At 58.8% G+C, this 26,036-nt stretch carries 18 protein-coding genes and 1 pseudogene; 7 read left to right on the top strand and 12 right to left on the bottom strand.

The window, feature by feature from the left end; genetic code table 11:
- Window positions 1–32: 32 nt before the first annotated feature.
- Together BM136_RS19220 and BM136_RS19215 are read right to left on the bottom strand one after the other, a co-directional pair.
- Window positions 33–794 carry a transporter substrate-binding domain-containing protein gene (locus tag BM136_RS19220; RefSeq protein ID WP_254775698.1) on the bottom strand — a complete coding sequence of 254 codons (762 nt, stop codon included), beginning with the start codon at window positions 792–794 and terminating at the stop codon, window positions 33–35.
- 87 nt (window positions 795–881) lie between these two features.
- A complete protein-coding gene (locus tag BM136_RS19215; protein WP_092974249.1) occupies window positions 882–1,646 on the bottom strand; it encodes a FadR/GntR family transcriptional regulator in 765 nt (254 codons plus the stop codon).
- A gap of 553 nt (window positions 1,647–2,199) precedes the next feature.
- On the opposite strand from BM136_RS19215, the gene BM136_RS19205 reads away from it, so the two are divergent.
- Window positions 2,200–4,158, top strand: coding sequence for a glycoside hydrolase (locus tag BM136_RS19205; RefSeq protein ID WP_139219382.1), 1,959 nt, complete (start codon window positions 2,200–2,202; stop codon window positions 4,156–4,158).
- Window positions 4,159–4,191: 33 nt separating this feature from the next.
- Here BM136_RS19205 and BM136_RS19200 read toward each other — a convergent pair whose 3' ends face one another.
- The 3 genes from BM136_RS19200 to BM136_RS25220 all read right to left on the bottom strand — a co-directional run bounded on the left by BM136_RS19200 (window position 4,192) and on the right by BM136_RS25220 (window position 8,058).
- On the bottom strand, window positions 4,192–4,725 hold the full coding sequence (locus BM136_RS19200; RefSeq protein ID WP_139219381.1) for a hypothetical protein: 534 nt from the start codon (window positions 4,723–4,725) through the stop codon (window positions 4,192–4,194).
- A 677-nt stretch (window positions 4,726–5,402) separates the two neighbouring features.
- The gene (locus BM136_RS19195; protein ID WP_092974237.1) at window positions 5,403–6,608 is read right to left on the bottom strand and encodes a hypothetical protein; all 1,206 of its coding nucleotides are present in this window, start codon (window positions 6,606–6,608) and stop codon (window positions 5,403–5,405) included.
- A 439-nt stretch (window positions 6,609–7,047) separates the two neighbouring features.
- Window positions 7,048–8,058, bottom strand: a complete 1,011-nt coding sequence (locus BM136_RS25220) for a hypothetical protein (RefSeq protein ID WP_139219380.1) — start codon at window positions 8,056–8,058, stop codon at window positions 7,048–7,050.
- An 817-nt stretch (window positions 8,059–8,875) separates the two neighbouring features.
- Between BM136_RS25220 and BM136_RS19185 the strand changes: the two genes are divergently transcribed.
- A complete protein-coding gene (locus tag BM136_RS19185) occupies window positions 8,876–9,676 on the top strand; it encodes a hypothetical protein (protein ID WP_139219379.1) in 801 nt (266 codons plus the stop codon).
- Between the two features lie 143 nt (window positions 9,677–9,819).
- On the opposite strand, the gene BM136_RS19180 is transcribed toward BM136_RS19185, so the two are convergent.
- From BM136_RS19180 to BM136_RS19165, 5 genes and pseudogenes are all read right to left on the bottom strand, one after another.
- A complete protein-coding gene (locus tag BM136_RS19180) occupies window positions 9,820–10,473 on the bottom strand; it encodes a hypothetical protein (RefSeq protein ID WP_092974229.1) in 654 nt (217 codons plus the stop codon).
- 83 nt (window positions 10,474–10,556) lie between these two features.
- Window positions 10,557–14,141 carry a T6SS effector BTH_I2691 family protein gene (locus BM136_RS19175; protein ID WP_092974226.1) on the bottom strand — a complete coding sequence of 1,195 codons (3,585 nt, stop codon included), beginning with the start codon at window positions 14,139–14,141 and terminating at the stop codon, window positions 10,557–10,559.
- Window positions 14,142–14,180: 39 nt separating this feature from the next.
- Window positions 14,181–14,480 carry a hypothetical protein gene (locus tag BM136_RS25640; RefSeq protein WP_254775699.1) on the bottom strand — a complete coding sequence of 100 codons (300 nt, stop codon included), beginning with the start codon at window positions 14,478–14,480 and terminating at the stop codon, window positions 14,181–14,183.
- Window positions 14,481–14,693: 213 nt separating this feature from the next.
- Window positions 14,694–15,137 (bottom strand): annotated as a pseudogene (locus tag BM136_RS25635) (hypothetical protein); the annotation flags it as partial.
- A gap of 276 nt (window positions 15,138–15,413) precedes the next feature.
- Window positions 15,414–15,779, bottom strand: coding sequence for a hypothetical protein (locus tag BM136_RS19165; protein WP_092974502.1), 366 nt, complete (start codon window positions 15,777–15,779; stop codon window positions 15,414–15,416).
- A gap of 754 nt (window positions 15,780–16,533) precedes the next feature.
- Between BM136_RS19165 and BM136_RS19160 the strand changes: the two genes are divergently transcribed.
- The 5 genes from BM136_RS19160 to BM136_RS25215 all read left to right on the top strand — a co-directional run bounded on the left by BM136_RS19160 (window position 16,534) and on the right by BM136_RS25215 (window position 22,236).
- On the top strand, window positions 16,534–17,010 hold the full coding sequence (locus BM136_RS19160) for a hypothetical protein (RefSeq protein WP_092974218.1): 477 nt from the start codon (window positions 16,534–16,536) through the stop codon (window positions 17,008–17,010).
- 163 nt (window positions 17,011–17,173) lie between these two features.
- Entirely contained in the window at window positions 17,174–18,094 is a 921-nt protein-coding gene (locus BM136_RS19155) for a DUF6216 family protein (RefSeq protein ID WP_139219378.1), read from the top strand.
- Between the two features lie 139 nt (window positions 18,095–18,233).
- Window positions 18,234–18,653: a very short patch repair endonuclease gene (locus BM136_RS19150; RefSeq protein WP_092974499.1), complete on the top strand. Its 420-nt coding sequence runs from the start codon at window positions 18,234–18,236 to the stop codon at window positions 18,651–18,653.
- A 26-nt stretch (window positions 18,654–18,679) separates the two neighbouring features.
- Entirely contained in the window at window positions 18,680–20,833 is a 2,154-nt protein-coding gene (locus BM136_RS19145; protein ID WP_092974212.1) for a sensor histidine kinase, read from the top strand.
- Entirely contained in the window at window positions 20,830–22,236 is a 1,407-nt protein-coding gene (locus BM136_RS25215) for a hypothetical protein (protein ID WP_139219377.1), read from the top strand. Before BM136_RS19145 ends, BM136_RS25215 begins: the two co-directional genes overlap by 4 nt.
- Here BM136_RS25215 and BM136_RS25760 read toward each other — a convergent pair.
- Both BM136_RS25760 and gyrB read right to left on the bottom strand, forming a co-directional pair.
- On the bottom strand, window positions 22,148–23,167 hold the full coding sequence (locus BM136_RS25760) for a DNA cytosine methyltransferase (protein WP_368073444.1): 1,020 nt from the start codon (window positions 23,165–23,167) through the stop codon (window positions 22,148–22,150). The genes BM136_RS25215 and BM136_RS25760 overlap by 89 nt on opposite strands.
- 235 nt (window positions 23,168–23,402) lie before the next feature.
- Entirely contained in the window at window positions 23,403–25,931 is a 2,529-nt protein-coding gene (gyrB, locus tag BM136_RS19135; protein ID WP_092974206.1) for a DNA topoisomerase (ATP-hydrolyzing) subunit B, read from the bottom strand.
- Window positions 25,932–26,036: the final 105 nt, after the last annotated feature.

Here is a 26,036-nt window from a genome sequence, read left to right as displayed (position 1 = left end):
CCGGGCCTGTGTTGCGAAGGCGTGCGCGGTTCTTACATCTTTGCCGGCAGCGGCATCTTGATCCAGCGCTGCGACAGATCGTTCAGGCGGCCATCCGTCTTCAGTTTGGTGATGATGGCGTTCACCTTGTCCAGCAGCGCGGGCTCGCCCTTGGCCACACCCACGTAGCAAGGCGTGTCTTCCACGGGGAACTTCAGGTCGAGCTGGCGCAGCTTCGTGCGTTCGTTCACCGCGTTGGCCACGATGTTGCCCACCGTCACCAGCTGCACCTGGCCGATCAGGTAGCTCTGCGCCGTGGCGTTGTTGTCTTCATAGCGCTTGATGGTGGCCGACGCCGGCGCAACGGCCGAGAGCGCCAGGTCTTCAGTCGAACCGCGTGTCACGCCAATCGTCTTGCCGGCCAGATCTGCCGGACCCTTGATCGACGCTTCCTTCGGGCCGTACACGCTCTTGGGGAACGGTGCATACGCCTGCGAGAAGTCGATCACCTTGGCGCGCTCGGCGTTCTTACCCAGGCTGGAGATCACGACATCCACCTTGCCCGTGGTCAGGAACGGAATGCGGTTGGTGCTCGTCACGGGCACCAGTTCTGCCTTGACGCCGAGTTCCTTGGCGATGAGGCCGGCCATGTCGATGTCATAGCCCTGCAGCTTCAGGTCCGGACCGAGCGAGCCGAACGGCGGAAAGTCATTCGGGATGGCCACGCGGATCACGCCCGCTTTCTGGATGTTGGCCAGCGTATCGGCATGGGCCGGGCGCCCCGGCAACAACGCGACGAGGGCGCTGGCGGCCATGACGGCGTGGAAGAAGGTGCGGCGCGAGGTGTGACGCGACAGCTGCAGAGCAAGGGTGCGGAACATTCAAAAACTCCTTCAGAAAATTCAGGAAATCGAGGCGAGGCGAAAGGAAACCGGTTCGTGCTGCATGGGTTCGGGCGTGGCGGGCGGCGCGCTCAAGTCGATGCCGCTGCGGCGCGCGGCCGACAACAGATGCGCACGCATGGCCTCTGCGCTGGCGGCGGCATCACCCGCGGCAACGGCCTGCACGATGGCGTCGTGCTCGTGCGCGGGGTGGTCGTCTGCGCCGTTGCGGGCAAAGGGCAGGCGCAGGCTGTGGCCAATGGCGTGCTCCAACTGGCCGGCCATCGCCATCAGGCCCGGGTTGCCGGACAACTGCGCGAGCAGCACGTGGAAGTGCAGGTCCGCCTCTGCCGCGCTCAGCAAATCATTGCGCTCCAGCGCGTGGGCCAACTGCTGCTGCAGCCATTGCAGGTGGCGCAGGCCGGCGGCATGCATGCGCGCGGCGGCCAGCGCCGTCCAGCCGGGCTCCAGCACCAGACGCAGCTCAATCAACTGACGCGGCGACAGCGTGCCCAGCGCCGGCGTGGCAAACGGTCGATGCATGCGCTCGGCACTGGCCCGGTCTGCGCCAAACGTCTGGCCGCGCACCACCACGCCCCGGCTGGGCAGGATGTCGACTAGGCCCAGCGTCTCAAGCACCGTCAGCGCCTCGCGCAACGACGCGCGGCTCACGCCCAGCGTTTCCGCCAGCTCACGCTGCGGCGGCAGGCGGCTGCCACTGGGGTAATCGCCGCTCAGGATGCGTTGCTGCAGCGTTTGTGCGACGGAGGAAGGAATGCTGTGCATGGGCCGAAATTGGAGAAAGACACGGTCGTGGTCTGACCGGTCGCCCACGGCTTATGCGAGTTTTGTGCCATGCAGCATGAAGTGGCGTGTTGAGCCGCACTACGGGTGGTTGATTGCCTGGGCGCTGCCCTTGTGCTGGGCGTGCGCTGGCGAATGAGCGCATTGCCGCTTGGACTTGGTGCGGAGCGCACCGATTTGGAACGCCCCGCCCCACGCACCCGTGCCAAGCGCAACCGCGCAGGTCGTAAGTCAGACGCATACGCAGGCATTGCGCACCGCCAAGGCCATCTTGCGGACAGCGCAGGTTTGGTGCGTCCGGCCGGCTTGGTCAGGACGACAAGCCATGGAGATGTTCAAGAACTCTCACCAATCCCGCCATTGCCTTGACGCGCGCCGAGGCGACGTGGGATACCGCGTGTGCCAAACGGAGCACCCCACTTTGGTAGGGGGTGGCTGCCGCGCGTAACCCATCTAAAAGAAGAGCCAAGACATGTTGTTGACGTTGAGAAAAACGAGCGCGCCACAAGACCGGCATCCCCCCCTCGCGCGGAGCATGGTGATCGGTTTGCTGAGCCTGTGGCTAGCAGCGTGTGGTGGCGGCTCGGCCGACACGCCTGCCGACTCGTCCACTACGGGGACGACTGCGCCCGTGTCTGCATCAACTCCTGGCGCCAGCCCCGCGCCGACCACGACACCGACACCTGCGCCAACGCCCACTCCTGCGCCGAGCCCTACGCCAACACCCACGCCAACGCCAACGCCAACGATCACCTGGCTCAACCCCGCATCGATTGCATGGGGAACGGCGCTCAGCACAGCGCAGTTGAACGCGACTGCCAACGTGCCCGGCACCTTCACCTATTCACCCGCGGCTGGCACCAAGCCGGAGGTCGGCACGCAAACCCTGTCGGTGACATTCACACCGCAGGACACGACCAAGTACGCCACCACCACCGCCGTGCGAACGCTGACCGTCAACAAGGCCGAGCCGCCGGTGCGGTGGGATCTGCCCGCCGCCGTGCTGCAGGGTTCTGCGCTGACGCCTGCGCAGGTCTCCACCGCGCCCTATGCGCTGTACGGCATTGGGGGCACGGTGGACCCGGCTTCATACACCACAGCGGATGGCGCACCGCTGAGTGCCGCCACCACCAGCACCGCCGGCAGCGTGACCTTGCAGGCCACGTTCGTGCCGAGGGACAGCGCGCACTACCGCACGGCGATGGTCAGCACGACGCTGAGCATCAAACCCGCCGCCACGGCCGCGGCCATCAACTTTGGCAGTGCGAAACAAACCATCCAGGGGTTCGGCGGCTCGGCGGCCTGGTACTACACCAAGATGGCGGACGACCGCGTGAACGCGCTGTTCGGCACCAGCCTGACCGACAGCCTGGGGCTGTCCATCCTGCGGTTGCGCATTGCGCCCGCCGAGTGGAACACCACGACCCAGACGGCCGACACCACCCAATGGACGGCGGAGCTTGCGAACGGCGCCGCCGCCCAGGCACGCGGCGCACTCGTCTTTGCATCGCCGTGGACGCCGCCGGCCAGCATGAAGATCGTCAACACAGACCGCACGAATCCGCTCTACAGCGGGCGCCTGGACCCGGCGCGATACGCCGACTACGCCAAGTACCTGAACAGCTACATCCGGTATGCCGCCACGCGCAACGTGAACCTCTACGCCGTATCACTGCAGAACGAGCCGGACTGGGACCCGGCGACCTACGAATCCTGCCTGTGGAGCCCAGACGAAATGCGAGTGTGGGCCGCCGGCCATGGCGCCGAGGCCGTTGCCGGCACCACAGCCAAGCTGATGGCGCCGGAATCCTTCTACTTTTCTCAGGCGACGGTGGACACACTGCTGGGCGATACCAATGCAGCCAGCAACATCTCCATTATTGGCGGGCACCTGTACGGCGGCGTGCCCGCCTACCTGGCCTCTGCCCGCAAGCTGGGCAAAGACGTATGGATGACCGAACACTTCCTGGACTCCGTCAACAAGGCCGACAACAAGACGGCATGGCAGACCAGCATTGACGATGCCATTGCCATTGCGAAGGAGATCCACGACGGCTTTACGCTGGGGCAGTACAACGCGTACGTCTACTGGTGGCTGGTCAACTCCAACGACGCCCAGCCCACCGGCCTGATCGGTTCGGACAACAAGCCCACCTACTTCGGCATTGGCCTGAAGCACTTTGCGTACTTCATTCGCCCCGGCTACGTGCGCTACGACACCACCGCGTTGCCGCAGAAGGGCGTGCGTGTTTCTGCGTTTGGCACGCCTGCAGGTGCGAGCGTCAACAAGGCTGTGGTGGTGCTGGTGAACGAGAACGCCACGGACGTCACCCTGACGACGTCGATCAACCCTGCGGGGCGCACGGTGACCAGCCTGACCCCGTACCGGACGACGGCGACTGCCACGTTCGAGCAGCAAGCGCCGCTGGGGGTGAGCGGGAATACGTTCACGGTGACGCTGCCGGCCAAGAGTGTTACTACGCTGGTGAATTAGGGTGGCAGATTACATTTGATGGCCATGAAAAAATTAGCTCGCGGCCTTCTTTGCGTAATTCGTAGCCGAGATGCCATATGAACAAGGGCTCCCATCCTTAAACATGAAAGTCAGATTATTATCTCCCGACTTCATTGAAACCATAATTTTCTGTTCGAGAAATTGATTTTTCTCGCCAGCCTCCCTAATATCCTCTCGCGTTATGCAGAAATCATTTTGAGGCTCAAGATTCCAGAAGTGATCAATCGCAATATCTTTGTTACTCAAATTGCTATAAGTCGACGAAGAACTCAACCTTCCATATCGATCGTAAATTCTATAATTATTGTTCATCATGTTTTTTGACCAATCATAGACCTCCGATCGCTTCGTCACGTTGATGTTAAGAGTCTCCGCCATATATGCCGCATCCACCACATGATTAGATTGCGTTGCTGCAATCAAAGCGCGGACAAACTTAATTCTATCTTCGGCAGCGATCTGTTTTGGTGGCATTGGGGCGCAGCCCGAAAATAGGAGGGCGCACAGGCCGGTCAAAAAACAAACCAAGGAGAAAGGGCTTTTCATGAAATTCCTCGACAGATATAAATTTTAATCCACGACAATTCATGAGCGAAAGTGCTCATAAGTGGCTTGCACGACGTTAGCGATAGCTAAACTCAACGAGTCTGGGCAGAAAACAAGGCTTTGCTTGTTGAAGCGGTCAGCGTTGTTACCCAACAAAGTGGCGACGCGCGACAGCACGCCTCAGATGTTGTCTCATGCGAAAGCACTCCCTGCCGTTGTGAAACGGAACAACACCCCGACGGCCTCGCCCTGTCTGTTGCAGAGCGATCGCCTTTTTTTCTGTTTGCGCGGATGATAGTCGAAATGGCCTTCCCGATAGCCAGGAAATACAAATTCGATGCAAATGTGCGACGTTGCTCGCAACTTAGATCTGAATACAGCGATATTGAATTCAGATTAATTGAGACTTTGCAGCCTCATTTCAACAAGCAGTCTTGATGGCGGCCGGATCGAGCCCCAGCAATTCGCAGATGGATTGTTTAGAGCCCACATCCGCCAAAGACCATGCGGCGCCCGGAAGCATGCACCCCAAACCCATCACAAGATGAGGACGGATGAGGCTGCCGATGCCTCACCGTTGGCACGGTTGGCCCCGGCAGTTCCCTCACTGGCGCCGGCTTGTTGGCCATATTCCTCGGTAATCAAAAGGGGCGCCAATGCGCCCCTCCAACCCACAGTTACATCGCTGCAACGCCACCCGATGTCAGATACTGACCGAAGAGGCGCGCAAACTGGCCTCCGTCGGAGTTGATGTTCGTCGAATAGGTGCCGCCGCCGCCAAACACAATTGCGAAGGTATGCATGCCGCCGTACTCCCACGTGTTGCGCAGCATGTAGTCAACGTGGTTGTCTCGGTAGTGCCCGGGCGTGCCGCCAGGGGTGTCGGAAGGCACACCCAACGGCGTTTGCCACCAGAGAATCGGCAGCCCGTTGCCCAGCGCGTCACGATAGGCTGAGTACGCGTTCTGCTGTTGGTGGAAATTGGGCGTGTTGACGTTGTTCTCGTCCAGGTAGAACGGACCACTGCGGCCCATGCATTCCCCAACGGCCGCGGCTTCGAGGCAGCCGGCGTCGCGGTCGCTTGTCTGCGCCACGATGAAATCGGCACGATCCGCGCCAACGAGCTGCATTTGCTTTGCGAAGACGTCTGGCGTGGCATTCCAGAATGCCGGGGGAAAGCCAATCAGCGCTTTGGGCGCATGCCAACGCGCCATCGACACCAGACAGCTGCCGATGTTGGCGGCGGTGTTCGCCATCCAACTGCATTCCGGCTGGTTATTGAGCACGGCAGGCATTTGGGTCATGTCGTGGTTGGGCGCCTGCGCGTAGACGTAAGGCCAAAAGTCCGGCTCCAGATTGACCAGCACCGCGGTGTCGAGCTCGTTGATGCGGTCATACATCGTCCGCACTTGCGACCAGTAGTCATTCATGAAGCTCGCATCGTTGATGCCGCTCAGGTTACCGTCGCCCCGTTGGGCCATCTGGTAGAGCGTGAACATCGGGGTCGCGCCATAGCTGATGGCGTTTTTGGCCTGATAGGTCACGTATGCGCCGGTGGGGCTGTTCCACGAAGTCCAGGCGCCTGACCCAACGCCTACGAGGTAGACGTCGACAATGTCAGGACGAATGCCCTGGGCCTGCATATCGGCAATCGACTGCCCCGAACCCAGGCCGATCTGCACACGCCCCGTTCTGCCCATCTTGCTGAGAATCGCGGCGGAAGCGTTGGTGTCCGTACCCATGACCCGCTTGGCTTCGCCAGCGCCGGTGCCGGTGCCTGTTTGTGCCGAGCCTGGTGCGCTGCCACTGCTGCTTTGCGTCGTCGCGCCGCTGGTGGATGCATCATCGCTTCCGCCGCCGCAGCCGAATAAGGCAAGTGCCATCAAAGCTGCTGCCACATGCCGATGAGAGAACAGACAGCGATTTCCGCGCGCGTACATTTCTTGCCGACGCGTGTCCGCCGCCACACTACCGTTTGTCATTTCCCGACCTCGTCAATTTTCATGCTTATTTGAGAAAGCACCCGACTCAGCGGCACCTTCGCGCTGAGGGGCATCGCGGCCCGGCAAAGCAATCTGCTTGCGCCGGCGCCTTTTGCCTACATGCGTGCTATCACGCTGAATCAAATTAGCATCCGTGCGCGCGCTTAAAGATGACCATGAGGAAAGTTGAAGGTCCGAATCGCGCCTTTTACGGGCCGTTCGAATGGGCCAGCGTGAAGTGAATCGCCCCGCTATTTGAGGAGGCCTGTTGGCGCCAGTCGCTCTGCGTTGCGACTGGGCAGGTACCTGCGCGACGATGAACTAGATCGAATGCTCACACTCAATTGTTCTCGAGTCGATCGAGTGCTTCGAGGCCTCTGCGCAGTCGTGCGACCGTCTCCGTCGACACATCGTCGAAAGTCTCGGCTTCCTGGCCGTCGGTATAGACAATCGAGGGATTGGTGCCCAGGCGGGAATCGAAGAGTTCTTCCCCAACGACCCTAAGCGCATGCTCGGCTAGTTCATCCCCGAACTGCAACGGCCCTCGTCCGTGCATTGCTGCGCTTGTCGAAAGTCGTCCCTGTACTTCAGACGACGACATCGGCTCGATCATTTCCACCTGCTCTGCCATTCGGTCCCACTCTGAACCGCCTGGCGCGAATGAGTCGACAAACCGACCTTCGGTGGGGCGGTATGGGGTCCATGTGTCGGTCTTGGCATCATGCATCCGGGCTTCGGACAAGGTCGAAGCCGACGCGACGACGGGCCATGGATCCACCACTACAGTTCCGCGCTCGCCCCACTGTGGCACACGTGGATCGCCGATCATGGCATATGTGGTGTTCAAGGTATTTCTACCTTCCCAGACACGAATCACCGGTGCATTGAGTTCAGTGCCGGGATTCTTCCCAAGGCGAAGCAAGAGAGCAGTTGCTAGTGAGGCGTGCTCCGGGCAGTTACCCCCTTGCGCGTACTTCACCCGCTGAATCTGTGCGTGCATGGTGCCGCGTGGCGCATGCTTCGTGCCTAGTTCACGCCGTGCCCAACTCTCGCCGCCGCTTCCTGCGATATCCACGGCTTGGCAACCCGATCCGCTCTCCATAACGGAACCGACTGCCAGATTGGCCAATCGCCCCACGCCCAAGTGATGCATGGTTTGAGAGTTGACATTGACTGGCCGTTTTCTTGGCAGGCCGGCCAAGACACCGAGTTCGCGCCTGGACAGCGTTTCATGAGCTTTCACCGTCGGCCCACTGTGAGCGAGCGGGTCGAATCCGTCATTGCCGTCATTGGCATAAGAGGTTGACAAATGATCGGTGTGAGTCGATCCGGCGCGAAGGCAATTTCCCATAGGTTGTCCCTTTCAAGGTGATGAACGCACGCTGGGCTGCTGTTTTGGCGCACCTCGGATGATGAATTGCTGCCGTTGCCGGTCGCGTGCCTTCTTGGCGAGGAAGTCGACGCGTGGATGGCGCCCCATAAGGAGCGGCGCATTCTTACGATCGAATGAGCACACACTACATACAAGCCTCAATAGTTCGCCCGAGATGCGGCGAAAACTTGAGGAAGAATGCGAAAGAGATTGATGGAATGTACGCGCCCTGCCATCAGCGACGCCCGCTCAATAACGGGGGTTCTCGGGCGGATATGGGGAACCTCTTGCTTCGCACACGACTTCGTTGCTTCGCCAGCGGGCGGGGCGGGTGTCTTGCCTGCGTGGCAGCATCGACTGCCAATCATGCTTTGCGAACCCCCGTATGGACACCAAGTTCAACAATGTGCCGCACGATCCAGCTGCGTACGCAGAGCTGCATCAGAGAGTCAGCGGCCTTCAGTTGGAACAGGACGCGACTGCCGCAAGGCAGCCTGCCTCAACGGATTCACCGCAACGTTCTACGCGCGTGCTGCAGCGCCCGGACGGCATGCCGGCTGCGCGGCGCGCGGGAATCAGTTCACACGCCGATGGGCCCATGCGCCGCCGCGCACCCTTGCCGAGACGTCCGATCAGCGCCACGGCGCCCAGCAGCAGCCGTGCAACCGTTGGCGAAGCATCGTCGTCTCGGCAGAGCGCGCCCGGTTCTCCGGCGTTGCCAGAAGGGCCACATCGGTCGGTCTATCCGGCCGCTGAGTTCTCGCACTTCAGGGGCATCTCAACGGTGGTCGGGGCCATGTATGAGCGCCCGCCCGCAGCCTATGGCATTCCGCCGGATATCAAATACGCGCCGATGGCGGAGCCCATGGTCCGTTGCAGCGATGGTGCCGTCCGGCGGTTCCCGCGCGCGGAGGGTGACAACGACCGCTACTTCTCGCAGTTGGGGAAGGGGCAGATCTACGACATTCCCGCCAAATACGTCACCAAGCGCATTGGGGGCATCAAGCTAGCCGCCGATGCCAAGCACGCAGCGTTTGAGGTGAACGGCAATACGGTCAGCCCCATTCAAGTCGGCTGGCAATTCAAGGCCTATCCGCTTGGAAACGGCAAGGTGATGGTGCCGCAGCCGGGTTTTCGTGATTGCACCGGCGCCTGCGAACTGATGATGATGTTTGACCATGGGCACATCAACCGCGATACCGCCCACGGTTACGAAGCAGCCCTTGGCAAGACCCGCGAAACCGCCAACCTGATGGCTTCGCTACACCACCAGACTGGATGGACCCCGATCCTGGTGGAGCACGACCTCAACTACAAGACGGGCCTGTTTGGCGCCGCGCACCCGAGCCGCAAACAGGCGTGGCGGGATCTTGCGAGCAAGATCAATGACATGGGGCCATGCATGCTCCGAAAAGCCGGGCACATGGTGATGCTGGACGGCATTCGGGAAGCGAACGGACAGTTTCATCTATCGATACGCGACCCGTTTCACGGCACGGCGGTTGAGTTTCGCGACACGGCCAAATTCTTTACCGATCAGTTCGGTACGCCCGACCGCGCGCACATTGAAGCCGTATTTTTGAAGCGGCCGACGTGAACGCACGGGCCGCAGAAGCGGTCAGGAAAACCGGCCCGCAAGTCGAGTGCGTTGAACTATTGAAGAGGCGGAGACTGGCTTGGCGCGAGCGGGCCTGAAGCGCTGCCTTGTCATCTTCTTCCGCATGTTGGCAAGAACTTGAGTCAATTACTCGATGGTGATCGCGGCGACGGGCTGAGTTGAATATTTGCGAGGCATCCTTCGGGTATCGCGTCCGGCGAGTATGAGCGAACACGGCGAAGATCATCGAGCACGACTGGCTTGGCAATCTTCGGCATCATGAGCATGGCCGCGCCCCCGCCAATACACGTGATTGCAAACGCCCAGGAACTCGTCATGATGGCAGCAACAATCCCAACGGGGATGAGTGCCAAGGCCCCCACCCGGATGGCCGGATAGGCGGATGCAATCCACCCCCATCGATTGACGTGCGTTCCGCAACGGAACGTGATTTGTGGCACCAGTTGGCGATTAATCAAGGTAGCGTGAAGCGCCTTGACCCAGTTGTTATAGGCCGCCACTTGGCCTGCATCAGCCGGAGGATAAGGACCGCGAACGGCGATCGTGACGGCCAGACCGAGTTGTTTGCGGTTCAGCCAGATAGCGGTGACTGGACCGAAGTTCGTCATGGCTGGCGTCAACTGGACACCCCGAATGGCAGTGTAGGGCTCGAAGCTCTTGCCGTTCGGCGCTTCCACTGCGATCCCATCGGTCTCCAAAGTGAATTTAATGTTGTACGTGGAATCTCGCGAGGTCCACGTGTAGGTCGCCACCGAGCCAAATTCGTTCATCTTCATAGTTGATCATCCGCAACAGACACCGGAAGCTTCTTTAACTCCGTGCGTGGTCCGCAACACGCCTTCATCGCGGCTTCTTCAGGCTAGTCTTTCTTCACCTTGATGGTGTCGCCACTCAGGCTCACTCTCTCATACTGCTCGTACAGCTTGTAGCTAAACTCTGCCTGCGCGGCGTGCTCATATGCATCGCCATCCAGCGGGAGAACTATTTCGAGGACGTCGCGGCCACTGTCCTTGTCGGTACGCAGCGACACATCTTTGTCGGCCAAACCGGTCAACGATTTGCCCGCGCCATCCTTCACAGTCATCGTCCATGACACAAGCCGATTATCACCATGCGATGCGCTCTCCAATTTGGCCTTGAGCACATGACCGCGCGTCAGGTACTTGTACCCCCCGACGAGGATAGGGCTTACGACGTCAGCGACCGACGGTTTCCCCATTTCTTCCCGCGCCCACTCCAGCGTTACTTTGATACCCAGCGTAAGGCCGGAGAACGCTTGCATTTCTTCGTCCAGCCCTCTGCGGACCCACGCACTAATCTGCGAAGCATTGGACGTTACCTTCGGGTCGCCGAATGACGAGATGGGTTGGTCGCCGATGCCCCAGTAACTCCGTTTGAGGAACGCATCATTGAGGTCGTCTTCCATGTAGAGCGCGTAAAGCGACCAAGCGAAGCCTACAATGCCCACAATGATGCCAATGCCGGTGAGTGCTGCGCCGAGAGTTTCGAGCGCAGCGGCCGAAATGATCCGGCTCGTGATTGTTTGGGCCAGACCAGTCGCAGCCTTTCCCTCCATACCCGCCAAGAAGAGAGCGCCCGCTCCTAGTGCCATTGAGGCCGCCGACCCCGCAAACATCAAGCCCGCTTTGAAATACTCGTTTGCCGCCTGAGCATCTCCACTGTCTTTCCGCGCAGCATATTTCGCGAATGACCCAACCGCGTCAAATACCGAACCTGCAGCGCCTGCCAAGCCACTAGCGAGCCGCAACGCGTTCAGGTTCGCAGCCGCACGAGGGACCAACTTCAGCCCCGCACCCACTGTCCGCACTTCGATGGCCGTCATGGATACCGCCAAGCTACCCTGGGTCAGGCCTGCGACGCAGCTGAAGACGCTCATCAGCGCGTCCACGTATTCGTAGCCCTGCGCATTCTTCAAGGACTTCACCGAGACAAGTAGTGCCCAGATCTGGAACACTGCCAGCACGCGTAGGACATGGCTCTTCTCGCCCATCAAAGCTTGCAACGTCGCACGGCCGGCCGTTGCCTGTTCGCCAATCAATTTGGTCGCCAAAGATTTGGGCAACTTGAACGGCTGCTTGAGCCCACCGAGAACATCGTCAGGCACGACCTCTACCAGCTCCTCGCCAGCACGTGCGGCTTGCTTTTGTATTCGGGCGAGGGTTTCCTGCGTCATCATCACCGGATAACTCTCGGGCACGTCCAAGCCCGGACGGCCCGCCAACTTGCGCAAGGAGCGACCGGTCTCGCGCCGCTCGGCACGCGTAGTGGCAGCCTTGTTCGTCACGGTGGCTTCAAGTTGGCCCTTGCTGAAAGCCTCCGCAACTGCATCAAGGGCATCACCCTGCGCGATCTTGAACCGAACGGTTACGTAGGGCTGCGCGACATCCGGGTGCGTTACTTGTGCCATCAGCACACGGGTGCGGATATGGAACCGATAGTAGGTCTCCAGCTTGGCAGGATCGGTTTTTGGAATGCCCGCGACCTTCGCCTTCGCTTCGTCCAGCGCTGCCGTAGCCAGATGCAATGCCTGCTCTTTTGTAGCGGCGATGCTCTCGGCAGCACGTGCCAGTTCCTCCTGATGCGCCTTCAGTTGTTCCCGAACTAGCTGGGAGACTTCCAGCACACCAGCAATCTTTTCGATGTTGTCCTTGCGCTTGCCGGGGTCGCTCATGATGGCCTGAACGGCATTGAAGGGGACGACCAGCGCACGATCCGCCCAATTCTTCGGGTCATCAACCGGCTTATCCAGCATGGCCACGAACACCTTGGCGGAAACGTCGCCCAGTGCTCCGCCACCGCACGCCTTGTCGACAGCAACAATGCGCGCAACAACGTCTGCAACCTGTTGGGCAATCGTGCCAAGCGATGACTGAATGCTCTTGAGATTGATGCTCCAGTCAAAGTCATGGCCCATCACAAGCTCAAGCGAAGAGCTCTTCAGCCAGGCCACATAGTCGAAGTCGCGCTTCGCGATAAATTCCTTATCCCAGCGGTCGCTCGCTTTTTGATAGGTAGTGCGCCAGTCCGACAACTCGCGGAAGCGCAGCTTTTCCCGATATCGGTCTCGTCGGCCTGTGGCAGTCTGGCCACCATAGCGGCGGTCCGCCAGAGCTTTGACCTCGGCTGAAGGCACTCGCCGATAGCCAAGTATGGTCTGCTGCCCGGGATGGTCATGAGAACCCACGGTTTGCGGGACGGGGCGCCCCTCATCATCCAAGCGGACTGTGCTTGTCGGTAGCTCGCCTTTCAGGATACGGCCGTAGTCAACATCTCGGTACGGAATGGGCTCGAACGTTGCGCCCTTCGGCAACTCTCCGCTCGCTACCCCCTTCTTGAAGTCCTCTTCCGTTATCGGCGGAATATTGCGGTTCATTTCCCGCGTGATGTTGCGACGCACCTCTTCACGCGCCTGCGCAATAGCCCAACCTTCGATGGTTTGGGCATGCAAGCTAGAACGCAGCTTCCATGCACGTTGCGGGTCGGCATCTATTCCCTTGTAGTCAGGCGCGCCTACCGACCAAGCCTTTTTGGCTTCCAGTGCCATCAGCCGAATTTGGTTGTGCTCCGCGGCCACCCCAATCGGGTCTTGCAGCATGAGGATCAATGCCTTGTCTTTCGACTTGGGCCCGGCGGTCTTTTCGATTTCCCGAACGGCTTGGACCATCGCCTGCGCCTTGCCCAGACGCGCCGTCGTGAGCGGAACAAGCGCGTTTTCGAACGCCGTCAGGATGGGAGCATGGTCGGCGCCCGTCTTTGGTACGGCGCCGTTGAACTCGATCACGTTGTGCTGCAGGGCATCCGTATTCAAGAGCATCGCGCCTTTGCTCGGCAGAGTGCCGTCGTCGAGCCATGCTTTTGCCTTGAATTCCGTCATGCGCTCAGCCCGCTTACCGTGGCTGTCCGAGGTGTGGTCGCGCAGCACCTGTGGTGCCCATAGGTGGGGCGTGTAAGCGAACCAGATTTCCGATTGCGTGTTCGGTCCGACCAGCGTGATCAGCCCCGCCGGTAGATTCGAAGCTCCCCTGGCGCATATGGAGCCTTTGGTATCGTCCTTGAGCCCGTCTGACATCTTGGCGTACTCGTCAGGCGTGACTTGCTCCAACAGCTTCTTGAGCGTGCCATCGTTGTAACTACGCCAGAGGTCCCACTTGCCTCGGTCCTTGTAGAACACGAGCACAAAGCCCTCTGCCAACAGGCGCACCGCAGGCACTGTCCCTTCGCGCTTGAGATCACCGAACTCTGAGTCCAGGCTGGAGGCATAGACATAGTCAGACTCCTTCAGGATGCCCTGATAACGCATGTCCACAACCGTGGGCCGCACGAGCAGCAGCGGAAAATAGATACGCCCGCATTGCTGACAGTTCGCCCCGTGCATATGAGCAGGTTTGCCCCCTGAGGATGACGTTGCTGTGTTTCCTGCCATGTCTCTTTCCCTTTAAACCTTGATGATCGCTACGCCAGTTCAGACTCGCGCGGCGGCATAGCGCTCCCAGAACGGGGCGGGCACCGCGTTCATGTGGTCTTCTAATGTGCCGGGCGCGTTGATGGCCGCACCGATGGCGGCACGCCAACTCGGGTCTTGCTCAAAACCCGTCTTCAGTTCGACGGCCAGCAGCACATAGGTTTGCGCATCACGTCCATCCAGGCCGTGTGCCGAGGCCTGTGCCGCATGTCTGTGCAGAACGTCGATGGCATCTTCCGGCAGCGTCTTGCCGGCCTCATGCAACCGCTCCCGCCAGAGTTCGAGAAAGCGGTTGACCATGCCAACATGGCGTAGTCGGGTCCATTGCGTTCTATCTGATTCCGCCGGCATACAAGCCTGGGCTACGGCTTCCGGCGTTTCGGCATCGAACACCGTCAGCCGCCTCATCGCACCAACCGCCACCCACGCCGAGCGCGTTCCCAGCAGAGCGACGCGTTGTGCGACAGGAAGTTGCGGCCAAAGGTGCGATAGCACTCGTGGGTCGTGCCAGCGCAGCCGCACCGTTCGGTTAGTTTGTGAATCGAACCGATGCGCAGCCTGCCCCAAGCGGCGGGCGACAGTGCTGGCGTCGTCGGGGCTGGCCAACCAGCCGCACACAGCGTCAGCGCGATCGTCGTTGCCGACGAGTCCCTCATAGGCCAATGCAATGCTGGACTCCAGCAATGGATCATCCAAGGCGGGGTCTGTTTCAAGCAGATAGGCAGCGACTTTGAGGCAATCGAAGGTGACAACGTGAGGAAGAAATGCCTCATCAGCGTCTGCATCAGCTTGCAATATGTCACGCGCAATTGCTTGCACGCGCGCATGTCCAGTCTGCAACTGAAGAGGGTCTTCAGTGCCGGGCACATAGAGCAGATGGAAGCTGCCATCGGGCCAGCGAGCCCGCAGCGTAGTCAGGCGCTGAAGCACCTCTTGTCGGAAGGCGGCATTTTGCATGGGGCTTCGCCTCTGTCGAAAATCCCGCTGGGCGGCGGAGACTGTTTACCGTTCGACATGCTAGAAGAGGTGCGCGCCCTGTAATCGTGCGAGGCGTTAACTTTTGAACTGTTGAACCTGAAAGATTTCTACATCAGACCATCAGGAGATTTATCTCCAGCTGTCCGTCGACGCGTTGCGCAAACGGCCAGCTAAGTGCGCGAAACAGGTGCAGAGGTATCACCGTCCACATACCGGCATTCCCGCCCGTCACGGGAATGCGTCAATCTGTTTTTATTAGCTGTAGCCCCGCCGCTCTATGGCGGCTAACACGTCCCACGTTTGCGGATCGACATCGCGCCCTCCGAGCGACATCGATACGTACGCATCAATCGCATCCACAAAGCCTTTGATGAAGGCCGGCGGGAACGCGTGCGCGGAAAACTGCTGAAGCTGCTCGCGCAGCATCCCTGGCCGGCATTGGCCGTGTGTGCACATGGCGGTGCGCGTGCGCTTCAGATACGCCTGCGCTGCGATTGCGCCGTTCAGGTAGGTGCGGTTCTTGGTGAGCCGGCCTGTGTCGGATGACGTGGGCGTGTGCGTGGGTGGCTCGGGTGGAGATGGATAAGACGCGGGGCGGTGCCCGCTGTGATTTGCAGTCATGACAGCCTCTTGGATGGTTAAGAGGCCCGTCATTCGTCGCCAGACGAGGTGGCGGGCCCGACGGCGAGGCTGGCGAACCGGCTCCAAGAAAACCGGCAGACCCGAAGGTCTCCCCACCCGGCCCGCCTTAGAAAAAACGCGCGAGCGAGTGCTCGGGGCTGACCGTGCATGACATCAGCCCCTCTTGGAAAAACCGCAGATCGCCAGACCCGGCTGCCGTTGGAGCAGCAGCGGGTGGAATTATAGCGATGCGGACCGCCAGAAAAATCTGATTCTTGGGAGTGGACCTCCAAGCTTTTCTCGGGGAGCCTCAAGGTCCATTCATGCAGCACAGAGGTCCAAGCTTCGGGCTTTTTTGCCCGGTCATGGAGGTCAGAGGTCGAAGGGCGAACCTTTTTGCTCCACTAATGGACCCAGCGAGGTCCAAAGGTCGACCTTTTGGGCTCACTCGCAGAGGTCAGAGGTGCGCGCGTCGAGCCTTTTGGCCCATTGGTCGAGGTTCGAGATTCGAGAGTGGACCTTTTTGCTCCACTGCTGGACCTCAGAGGTGCATTGATGGACCTTTGAGCTCCTCTCGTGGAGCTTTGAGGCCCATGGATGGGGTTCGAAGACCCATTCCGATATGAACTTACCCCGTACTTCCGTCAAATAACGTCAAGAATCGGCCTTTCGCTTGCGAGACGCCTTTGCCGCAACCAATCTGAGGCCGTCGTGCCAGTCGGCATGACCAAGCAACATCAAATTGAGGAAAGTAATGGCACAGAACCTGATCTCGCTTCAGATCAGCACGGCTGACTTGGCTGCAGTCGACTCAGCCTTGAAGTCGTTGGAAGACAAACTTAGCGGCTTGATCGACCTGTCTACAGAACAGCGCAGCGGTGTGGTGAAGATGGGCGACAAATCGGAAGCGTTCTGCCGCAAGGCAGTGGAAGTGTTGGGGAACAACCCCGCCGTACTGCCTGGCAACTTCAGCCTTGCGGAGATGCGGCGTGACCTGGCGGCATTCGATGCGCTGCGGCCGCGTCTGAACCGCCTGGAAAAGATTTATGAGCGGATGCGGGATTCGCAGCTTGCCTTGGGTAGCGATCTGATGAGCGCTTCGCTGGAAGGGTATGCCCTTCTGAAGATTTCGGGCAAGGGGGAAGGGCTTGATATGGCCCGGAAAGCGTTGGGGGCGCGGTTTAGTAAGAATGGGCCGAAGAGGAAGGTGGAGGAGGTTGAGGCGTCGTGATTTGATTGATGGATGTTGGTTGTGAGAGAAGCCGCCTGTTGGGCGGCTTCTTGCATTTGTGGGCAGGCAATACGGCGTCACTCGACATACCCTCTTTCGGTTGGGCAGAAACGGACAGCTCTATTGTGGATAGTGCGATTACAGCCCTGAGGACGATAGCTACATGGACACACTCTCAACTGCATTCTCCAGCCCGATTGTCGGGCCGCTGCTAGTGCCGTGCCTAACGGCGCTCGCGGTCATCCTACTCGTCATTACGTTTTGGCGACGCACCTACTCGCTGCATGCACCGTGGGAACGAGTTTGGCGATTGATTGCCGGTAGTGCGGAGGTTCAAGAGCCGCGCCTACGTGCATTTATGCAAGAGATGCGAGACCTGGAGAAATTCCGATTGGTGTACGGCTTGAAAGTCACCAACCTGGGCGATCTGCATAAGCTTATTGGGCTGGTGCGGCGATACCGGCTCGATATGGCGATGCTACAGAAGGCAAAGCGGTGGATCGACGTATCGAAGCCGGAGATCGTGTCGCCGCCTGGCACGCGTTTCTATTTCTGGAATGGCGCTGGATACTTTTCTGCCGTGTTCTTCGCACTTGCGATGACGCTCTTCTTCGGATCACCAGCGCTATTTAAGGGGAACACCTCGCAAGTCTGGTTCGCAACAGATGGAGAGACTATTCGTCACGTGTACGGTTGGACGAGCTACAAACTTGATAAGTGTACGTCGGACCTTCCGGGGCTGAAGAGCACGTTCCAGCTCGCTGACAATGAACTCAAATCGATCTGCAGCGGGTACGCAGACGGAACCCTGAAAAAGCAGACTTCAAAGGCGATGTCAGAGCAGCGAATGGTCAGTGCGATGGGGTTGGGCTTTGCGGCTTTTGTGCTGATCGCTACCGCTCTGAGCATGCGCAGCGGAAGAGCCGCAGAACTGGTCGCTATGCAGATTGGGCAAAAAGCGCGCACTTCCTCTCAGGAGACAAAACCTTACCTGCGCCCCAATAACGAAGTCAGCACAGGCCTTGCGGCAGGTGAAGCATGCAGCCCAGAAACCCCAGAGAATAGATCTGGGAAGATTGCATGATGCTAGGCCAGGTGGACGACGTTGGCGAAGAGCGGGCTTATGAAAAGCCCCTACGGACGATACGCGTAGCGCCGCAAACGGCGGGTATTCTTGAAGAGTTTCGTCGGCAAAGACTTGTGGCAACGCTATGGAGCACTGCATGGACTCCGTCTCGCCGGAAAAGCGATCTCGCATTATGTCCCGCATCAGGGGAAAAAACACGAAGCCAGAACTGGCCGTTCGGAAGATCGCCCATGCTTTGGGATTCCGGTTCCGCCTACATCGACGCGACCTTCCTGGGTCTCCCGATCTGGTGTTTCCGCGCCTACGCAAGGTGATCTTCGTGCACGGATGCTTTTGGCACCGCCATCAAGGATGTCGATTTGCATACACCCCGAAATCCAACACTGATTTTTGGATGTCGAAGCTGGAAGCCAACATCCGCCGAGACGCTTCGGCATGCGTGGCTCTGCAGAATGCCGGCTGGGATATTCTTGTGGTATGGGAATGTGAGATAGCTGACACGCCCAAACTATCTCAGAAGCTCAGGACCTTTCTTGAGAGCGCCTCGTCTCGCTAGTACTGTCACGCAACGGAAAGAGCAATATGGCTAAGAGCCTACCATTTCGCGTTCAATCACACGTCTTGAAGCTGCTCGGGGACGAGCTAATCGGCCACGACCGCCTTGCAGTCTTTGAGCTTGTGAAGAACGCATACGATGCAGATGCGACGGTCGTTGACGTCACGTTGGCACTTGATGCCGTTCCACCCAAGATTACCGTCCGAGACAACGGGTCAGGCATGTCGTTGGACACCATCGAGCATGCATGGCTAGAGATTGGCACCGACTCCAAACGAAGCAAGTCCGCCCGATCGCGGACTGCATTGGGTCGTCTTCCCCTGGGTGAAAAAGGGGTGGGCCGACTCGCTGTACAGAAACTCGGGGGAGTGCTAACGCTGACAACCCGCGAAAGCGAACAAGCAGAATCGGCGCTTTCCATCGATTGGGCCAAACTTATAGACAGCGCTCGTTATCTTGGGGACGGCATGGAGGTGAATGTCCGAGAGAACATCCCTCCCGAAGTTTTCAAAGACGGAGCCGGCACTCAAGTGGAGATTACTCACTTGCATCGGCCTCAATGGAGCCGCCGAGAGGTCAGAGAGCTCTACCGACTGGTATCTTCTTTGAGCAATCCGTTTGACGCTGACGAGTCCTTTGTCGTAAATCTTCATCTTCCCGGTAGAGAAGATGAAGTGCGGGGCTTACCAACCCTGCAAGAGATGCTTAACTCTGCCGTCTGGAGCTTTTCTTTTTCACTGGATGCGGAAGGAAAGTTTATCTGGAAGTATGACTTCACCCCCCCCAAATTCAAGGGCCTGCAACCGCGCGGAACGCACGCAACGGAAAAAGAGAAGCTTCAGCTTCTCGAACCAGACGAAGACGATCTGCCAGTGGAGATAGGACAGAGTCGGCAGAAACGTGACGGGAACATTTTCCTTCAGGCTACCGACCTAATTGGTATCGGCCCTATTACTGGAAAGTTCTATGCATTCCATCGGCGGGATGAGATCCTGAAAGCATCGGGAGCGTCGCAGCAGTTAAAGAAATGGTTGGACAATCAAACTGGTGTGCGCGTTTATCGAGACAATATTCGTGTTTTCAATTACGGGGAGCCTGGCGAGGATTGGTTGGGGCTAGATGCTCGCCGCATTAATCGTCCTGCCGGAAAATTAGGAACGCAAAGCGTCATAGCTCAGGTCGCACTCAGTTTGGCAGATAGTTATGCACTAAAGGAGAAGACCAACCGCGAAGGGTTCGATGACAATGAAGCCTTTCGGATGCTGCGCCGCGTTGTGCTGAGTATATTTGACCGCTTTCAACGTGAACATGCTCCAGATAGAGCCGAAATCGACAAGGCTCTTAAAGGCGAGGATGCCCCGCCACCAGCGATTGATGACGCTTTATCGAAACTGGAATCTCTGGGCAAACAACATAAGCTTGAGACGGAAGTCAAGCCGATCCTGCAGTCCATTCAGCAGGAGCTGAAAACGTTCCGAGAAGTTATGGTTTCATCCGGCCTCGCCGGAATGAACTTGGCGCTTATATTTCACGAAGTCGTGCATACAATCGACCGGGTGCAAAGAAGGCTCCAGGGAGCACCAAATCCGGACGACATCCGAAAGGAAATCGATCATCTTAGAAAACTGCTCGATACGTTCAAGCCTCTGCTACAGCGAGATCCTCCTCGTAAGGTTTCCGCCGAGGATTTAGTAGATCGCGCGGCTGGGATGCATGAAGACAGGTTCGAGAGACACGGAATCGTGTTTTCAAACTGGGCTGCGGATGCCAAAAAGAAGCACTCTTTTACCCAAATGCTGCCACGAGGCTTGATGGTTGCAGCTTTAAGTAATGTCATTGACAACGCCATCTATTGGACTCGGTTCCGCCGTGAACGGGATGAGCGAGACGTACCGGGCGCGATCCTGGCTTTGTCTCATTGGGACGAGGAAGACGGAGGGATGATCGCGGTGGTTGATAATGGACCGGGCTTTCAGCTACCCCCGGACCAAGTTGGACGACCATTTTTTTCAACTCGTGCGGGCGGGATGGGGCTTGGCTTGTTTTATTGCAAAACGGTCATGGACTCCATCGGTGGGAAGATGGACATAGTGGAGGCGAGCAGCCTAAGGGATATTGTCGACTTTCCGCCGGCTTACGATGGCACGGCAGTTATCTTTACATTCAAGAACGAAAAATGATTCCTCGCTATTCACGAGTTGTTGCGATAGATGACGACGAAGATCATCTGCAGAAAATCGTTTGGGGGCTTGGAAAGGCTGGCTTCTGCGCAATCCCTTTCTTCTTCGACGACGGAAAGCTTGAAGATGAACCATCAGCGCCGCTCCCCGGCATCAGGTTGGTATTCACCGACATCCATATGGTCGGCGGTGGACAGCATAACGACGTCATTCATGCCACAAATATCGTAAAGTGTCTTAAAAAAATAGTAGGAACAGGACCATATGTATTGATATTTTGGTCTCAATTTCCCGATGAGAAAGATAGGATCGGCGGCCTAATCAATGAGCGTTCCATCGGCGCAAAATTGAACCCACCAATTGGCTATGGCGCCATCAATAAGAACGATGTCTTTAATCTTGAATCAGCGAGTGGAGAGGACGCATTCAATGCCAGCAGGTTGCGAGATCTGATACTTGAAGCAGTGCAAAGCTTTAGAACAATAGCCGTGCCAGCCGCCTGGGAGAACAGGGTGGCGCAGGCTGCAGCAACTACGACGAACCGTCTTTTCGATTTAGTGAAGGCCTCCGGCACCGCTACAGACGATTGGGAACAGTTGTTTGCCTGTCTGGCGTGCGAAGCGGTTGGACATCATCAAGCCCGGGAGAATCCGACCGATGCTTTGGATGAAGCTTTACTGCCCTTATTGGAAGATCAACTATCAGTGCTGGGAGATGGAAATATTGCTGCAGCCAATAGCCCTCAATGGCTGCGGGACCTTCTGAACTCGGAGCGATCGCCCAGGCGTCCACGCTCTGTATCAACCGCGCAGCTCAATACCAGCTATCTGATCGAACAGTTCAATGGCGAAGGACAACCCGAGATGTGGGAGCGCGGCGTAGTAACTGCTCTTGGGCCAGCGTTTCTTAACTCCGGTCCGTTCGTCCGGGCGTTTGGCTTAGAAGCAACGGAGTTGATTCGGGACGAGTTTGCGACTCGCACAGATATGGAAGCGGGTGAGCTCGCCCAGACGAAACTGCATATCGTCGAATTAGGGCCGGAATGTGACCACGTGCAAGGCAAGATGAAAACTCACCGATACCTCCTTGCCTTACTTGTACCCGATTCACTCATCGACGCGTTTTCAGGCCAACAGAAGCGGGGGACAAAAGCCCCTTCGAATAAGCGTTACGGCAACGAAAGCGTTATGGATGTCGGACGGTTAGCGCTGGAGAGCCCACCTCTACAAACCCCAGGGGATTGGCATCTGCTAGTGTCTTGCCGGCGCTTCATGTCACTCGCGGTGAAAACCAAGATCGATGGGACACCTCGATTCAGGCTGCGACGGGCGCTAATGGAGGAAGTTGCTCATCGCTATGCAACCCATGCTCGTCGGCCGGGGGTAATGCGCTTCTACGACTGATGGAAGGCTGGCAAAGCGATCGAATAATGGCTTCCATGACTGGTGAACATACGGCGTTACCAAGAAGTTTCACTCGTTCACGTCGCGTTACCTCCGGGAAAACGTAGCCGTCGGGGAAACCCATTGCCCTCCTGATCTCCGACGGTTGTAGCATGCGCATCATGTGGCCCGCCGCAGAGGGACGAACTAGCGCAAATCGGTCGACCGTGGTTACCGTACGAAGCGGCACATCAAGGGACTGCCAGCCCCCAGATCCATCGCTACCGTAGTAGACGATCAGGAAGGGGGTTGCGTTGCCGAGTTTTGCGATCGCCCTCTCCGCACGTTCCAAAGTCCCCTTCGCACGATTTGGAGTCCGTAGGGGGGTCATCGGCCACGTACCATCAGTGTCGAGAATTGATTCCGCGGTTGCGATCGATCTTAGAGGGGCCTGAATTGCGCTGGGCATCGCGAGAGCATCAGCTAGTAGAAAAAGGCGTCGACGTTTCTGAGGCACACCGAAATCTGACGCATCAAGTACCTGCTCTCGCAACTTATAGCCGAGGGCCAAGAGTTTCTCTTTCAGCTCGGGATATCGTTCCCATGGTCGCATGTGCACGACATTCTCTAGGATGATCCAACGCGGGCGCATAGCTTTCGCGTACCGAATAACTTGCAGAGCGGTTTCCTTGCTTTCTTCTGACCGCGGCTTATTCCCTCTTGCACACGTATGGTGAGTGCACTCCGGCGACGATAGAAGCAGGTCGATCTCACCGAGCTGCTTAATAACACTCGCCGGAGTAAGCTTGCGCAAATCCTTATTGAAGACTGTCGCCTCCGGGAAATTGAGCTTGAATGCCTCCGTCGCGGGAGTCCAGAGATCCACTCCACCGATAACCTGTACGCCGGCGGCACGAGCACCGAGGCTGCTGCCCCCACCGCCACAGAACATATCGAAGCTTCGTATTTCGTGCATTGCGTTTTTTTCGTAGTGCCGCTTTTAGCCAGGTTACCAGGCCCCAGTGAGGTAACAAAGCATCTTCAGCAAAGAACAGCATCAAGTATTCTGCTGGCTCGCCCAAGTTTGGTTGCCATCGAGCTGCTGGACAATCCGAACATCGCCGCAGACAAAATAAAAACGCCGAGAGTTGTCTCCCGGCGTTTTCTACCTCAACGAGGCGCCCCCCTCAAACATCAATATTCCGCGCCACCAACGCATTGCTCTCAATGAAGTTCCGGCGCGGTTCCACGTCGTCGCCCATCAGCGTGGTGAAAATCTGGTCCGCGGCAATGGCGTCTTCAATCTGCACGCGCAGCAGGCGGCGCTGGGTGACGTCCATGGTGGTTTCCCACAGCTGCTCGGGGTTCATTTCGCCCAGGCCCTTGTAGCGCTGGCGGCTTACGCCGCGCTCGGCTTCGGTCAGCAGCCACGTCATGGCGGCGTGGAAGTCGGTCACGTGCTGTTCGCGCACCTTGTCGCCGGTGCCGCGGCGCACCTTGGCGCCGTCGCCAATCAGGCCCTGGAAGGTGGCGGCGGTACCTGACAGGGCGGCGTAATCTGCGCCGGCCACAAAGTCTGCGTCGATATGGCTCAGGCGCTGGTTGCCGTGCTGGCGGCGTACCACCATGACGCGGTACTTCTCGCTCTTCTCGTCGTACTGCATGAAGGCGTCTGCGGTGGCGCCGCCGTTGGCGTTGCTGGCGTTGCCTTGCATTTCGAGCAGGCGGGCCTTGAGCGTGCGGGCGCTGGCTTCGGCTGCGGCTTCGCTGCTGAGGTCCAGGGCCACGCCTTCGGCAATGGCGCGCAGGGCGTCGGCGTCAATCACGCGAGACAGGCGCTCGATCACGCCGCGGCTGAGCTGGTACTGGCGTGCGAGTTCGGCCAGGGCGTCGCCGGCAATCTCGGTGCCGTCGGCACGCACGAGCACGGCGGTGTCCAGCGCTTGGCGCACGAGGTAGGCGGCCATCTCAACGTCGTCTTTGATGTAGCGCTCTTCCTTGCCGTGCTTGATCTTGTAGAGCGGCGGCTGGGCGATGTAGACGTGGCCGCGCTCGATGATCTCGGGCATCTGGCGGTAGAAGAACGTGAGCAGCAGCGTGCGGATGTGCGAGCCGTCTACGTCAGCATCGGTCATGATGATGATGCGGTGGTAGCGCAGCTTGTCGAGGTTGTAGTCGTCTTTGCCAATGCCGGTGCCCATGGCGGTGATGAGCGTGAGCACTTCCTGGCTGGAGAGCATCTTGTCAAAGCGTGCGCGCTCGACGTTCAGGATCTTGCCCTTGAGCGGCAGGATTGCCTGGAACTTGCGATCGCGGCCTTGCTTGGCAGAGCCGCCTGCGGAGTCACCCTCGACGATGAAGAGTTCTGACAGCGCGGGGTCTTTCTCTTGGCAGTCGGCCAGTTTGCCGGGCAGGCCCATGCCGTCGAGCACGCCCTTGCGGCGGGTCATTTCGCGGGCCTTGCGGGCAGCTTCACGCGCGCGGGCGGCTTCAACGATCTTGCCGCAGATGATCTTGGCGTCTACGGGCGTTTCCAGCAGGAAGTCGCTCAGCGCCTTGGCGACAACGTCTTCCACGGGCAGGCGCACTTCAGACGAGACGAGCTTGTCTTTGGTCTGCGAGCTGAACTTGGGCTCGGGCACCTTGACGGACAGCACGCAGGTCAGGCCTTCGCGCATGTCGTCACCCGAGGTGTCGACCTTGGCTTTCTTGGCGATCTCGTTGTCGGTGATGTACTTGTTGATGACGCGCGTCATGGCGGCGCGCAGGCCCGTGAGGTGGGTGCCGCCGTCGCGCTGCGGGATGTTGTTGGTGAAGCAGAGCACCTGTTCGTTGTAGGCGTCGTTCCACTGCATCGACACTTCTACGGCCACGCCGTCTTTCTCGCCGGCGGCAAAGAAGACGGTCGGGTGCAGCACGGTCTTGTTCTTGTTGATGTACTCAACAAAGCCCTTCACGCCGCCCGAGAAGGCGAAGTCTTCTTCCTTGCCGGTGCGCTGGTCGGTCAGCTTGATGTGCACGCCGTTGTTCAGGAATGAGAGCTCGCGGATGCGCTTGGAGAGGATCTCGTAGTGGTATTCGACGTTGGTGAAGATTTCTTCGTCGGCCAGGAAGTGCACTTCGGTGCCGCGCTTATCGGTGGTGCCCGACACGCGCAGCGGCGAGACTTCGACCATCTGGCCGTCCGGCGCTTGCACCGTTTCGATCAGGCGGTTTTGCGGAACGCCCTGTGCAAACTCGATGTAATGCACTTTGCCGCCCTGGCGGACGGTGACCTTCATCCACTTCGACAGACCGTTCACGCAAGACACGCCAACGCCGTGCAGGCCGCCCGACACCTTGTAGCTGTTCTGGTTGAACTTGCCACCGGCGTGCAGCTCGGTCATGGCGATCTCGGTCGCGCTGCGCTTGGGCTCGTGCTTGTCGTCAAACTTGATGCCGGTCGGGATGCCGCGGCCGTTGTCGATCACGGAGATGGAGTTGTCCGTGTGGATGGTGACCTGGATCTCGGTGCAATGCCCGGCCAGCGCCTCATCGATGGAGTTGTCCAGCACCTCGAACACGAGGTGGTGCAGGCCGGTGCCATCCGAGGTGTCGCCGATGTACATGCCCGGCCGCTTGCGTACCGCCTCCAGGCCTTCCAGGATCTGGATCGAGGCGGCGTCATAGCTGTGGGCCTCGGCGGGGGTGGATTGCGGTTTCTGCTCTTCGGTCATGTCGTTCTGCTCGCAGCCATGGGCGTTTTGCGCACACAGCGGGGTTGCTTAAAAACGGCGAAGGGGCGGATCGTCACGATCCAGCCCCTCGTCTTGCTCTGGGTG

The organism is Ralstonia sp. NFACC01 (assembly GCF_900115545.1).
In the GTDB taxonomy this organism is placed as follows: Bacteria; Pseudomonadota; Gammaproteobacteria; order Burkholderiales; family Burkholderiaceae; genus Ralstonia; species Ralstonia mojiangensis.
The sequence above is the reverse complement of the archived record's forward strand: the minus strand, read 5'-3'. Positions and strand labels throughout refer to the sequence as shown.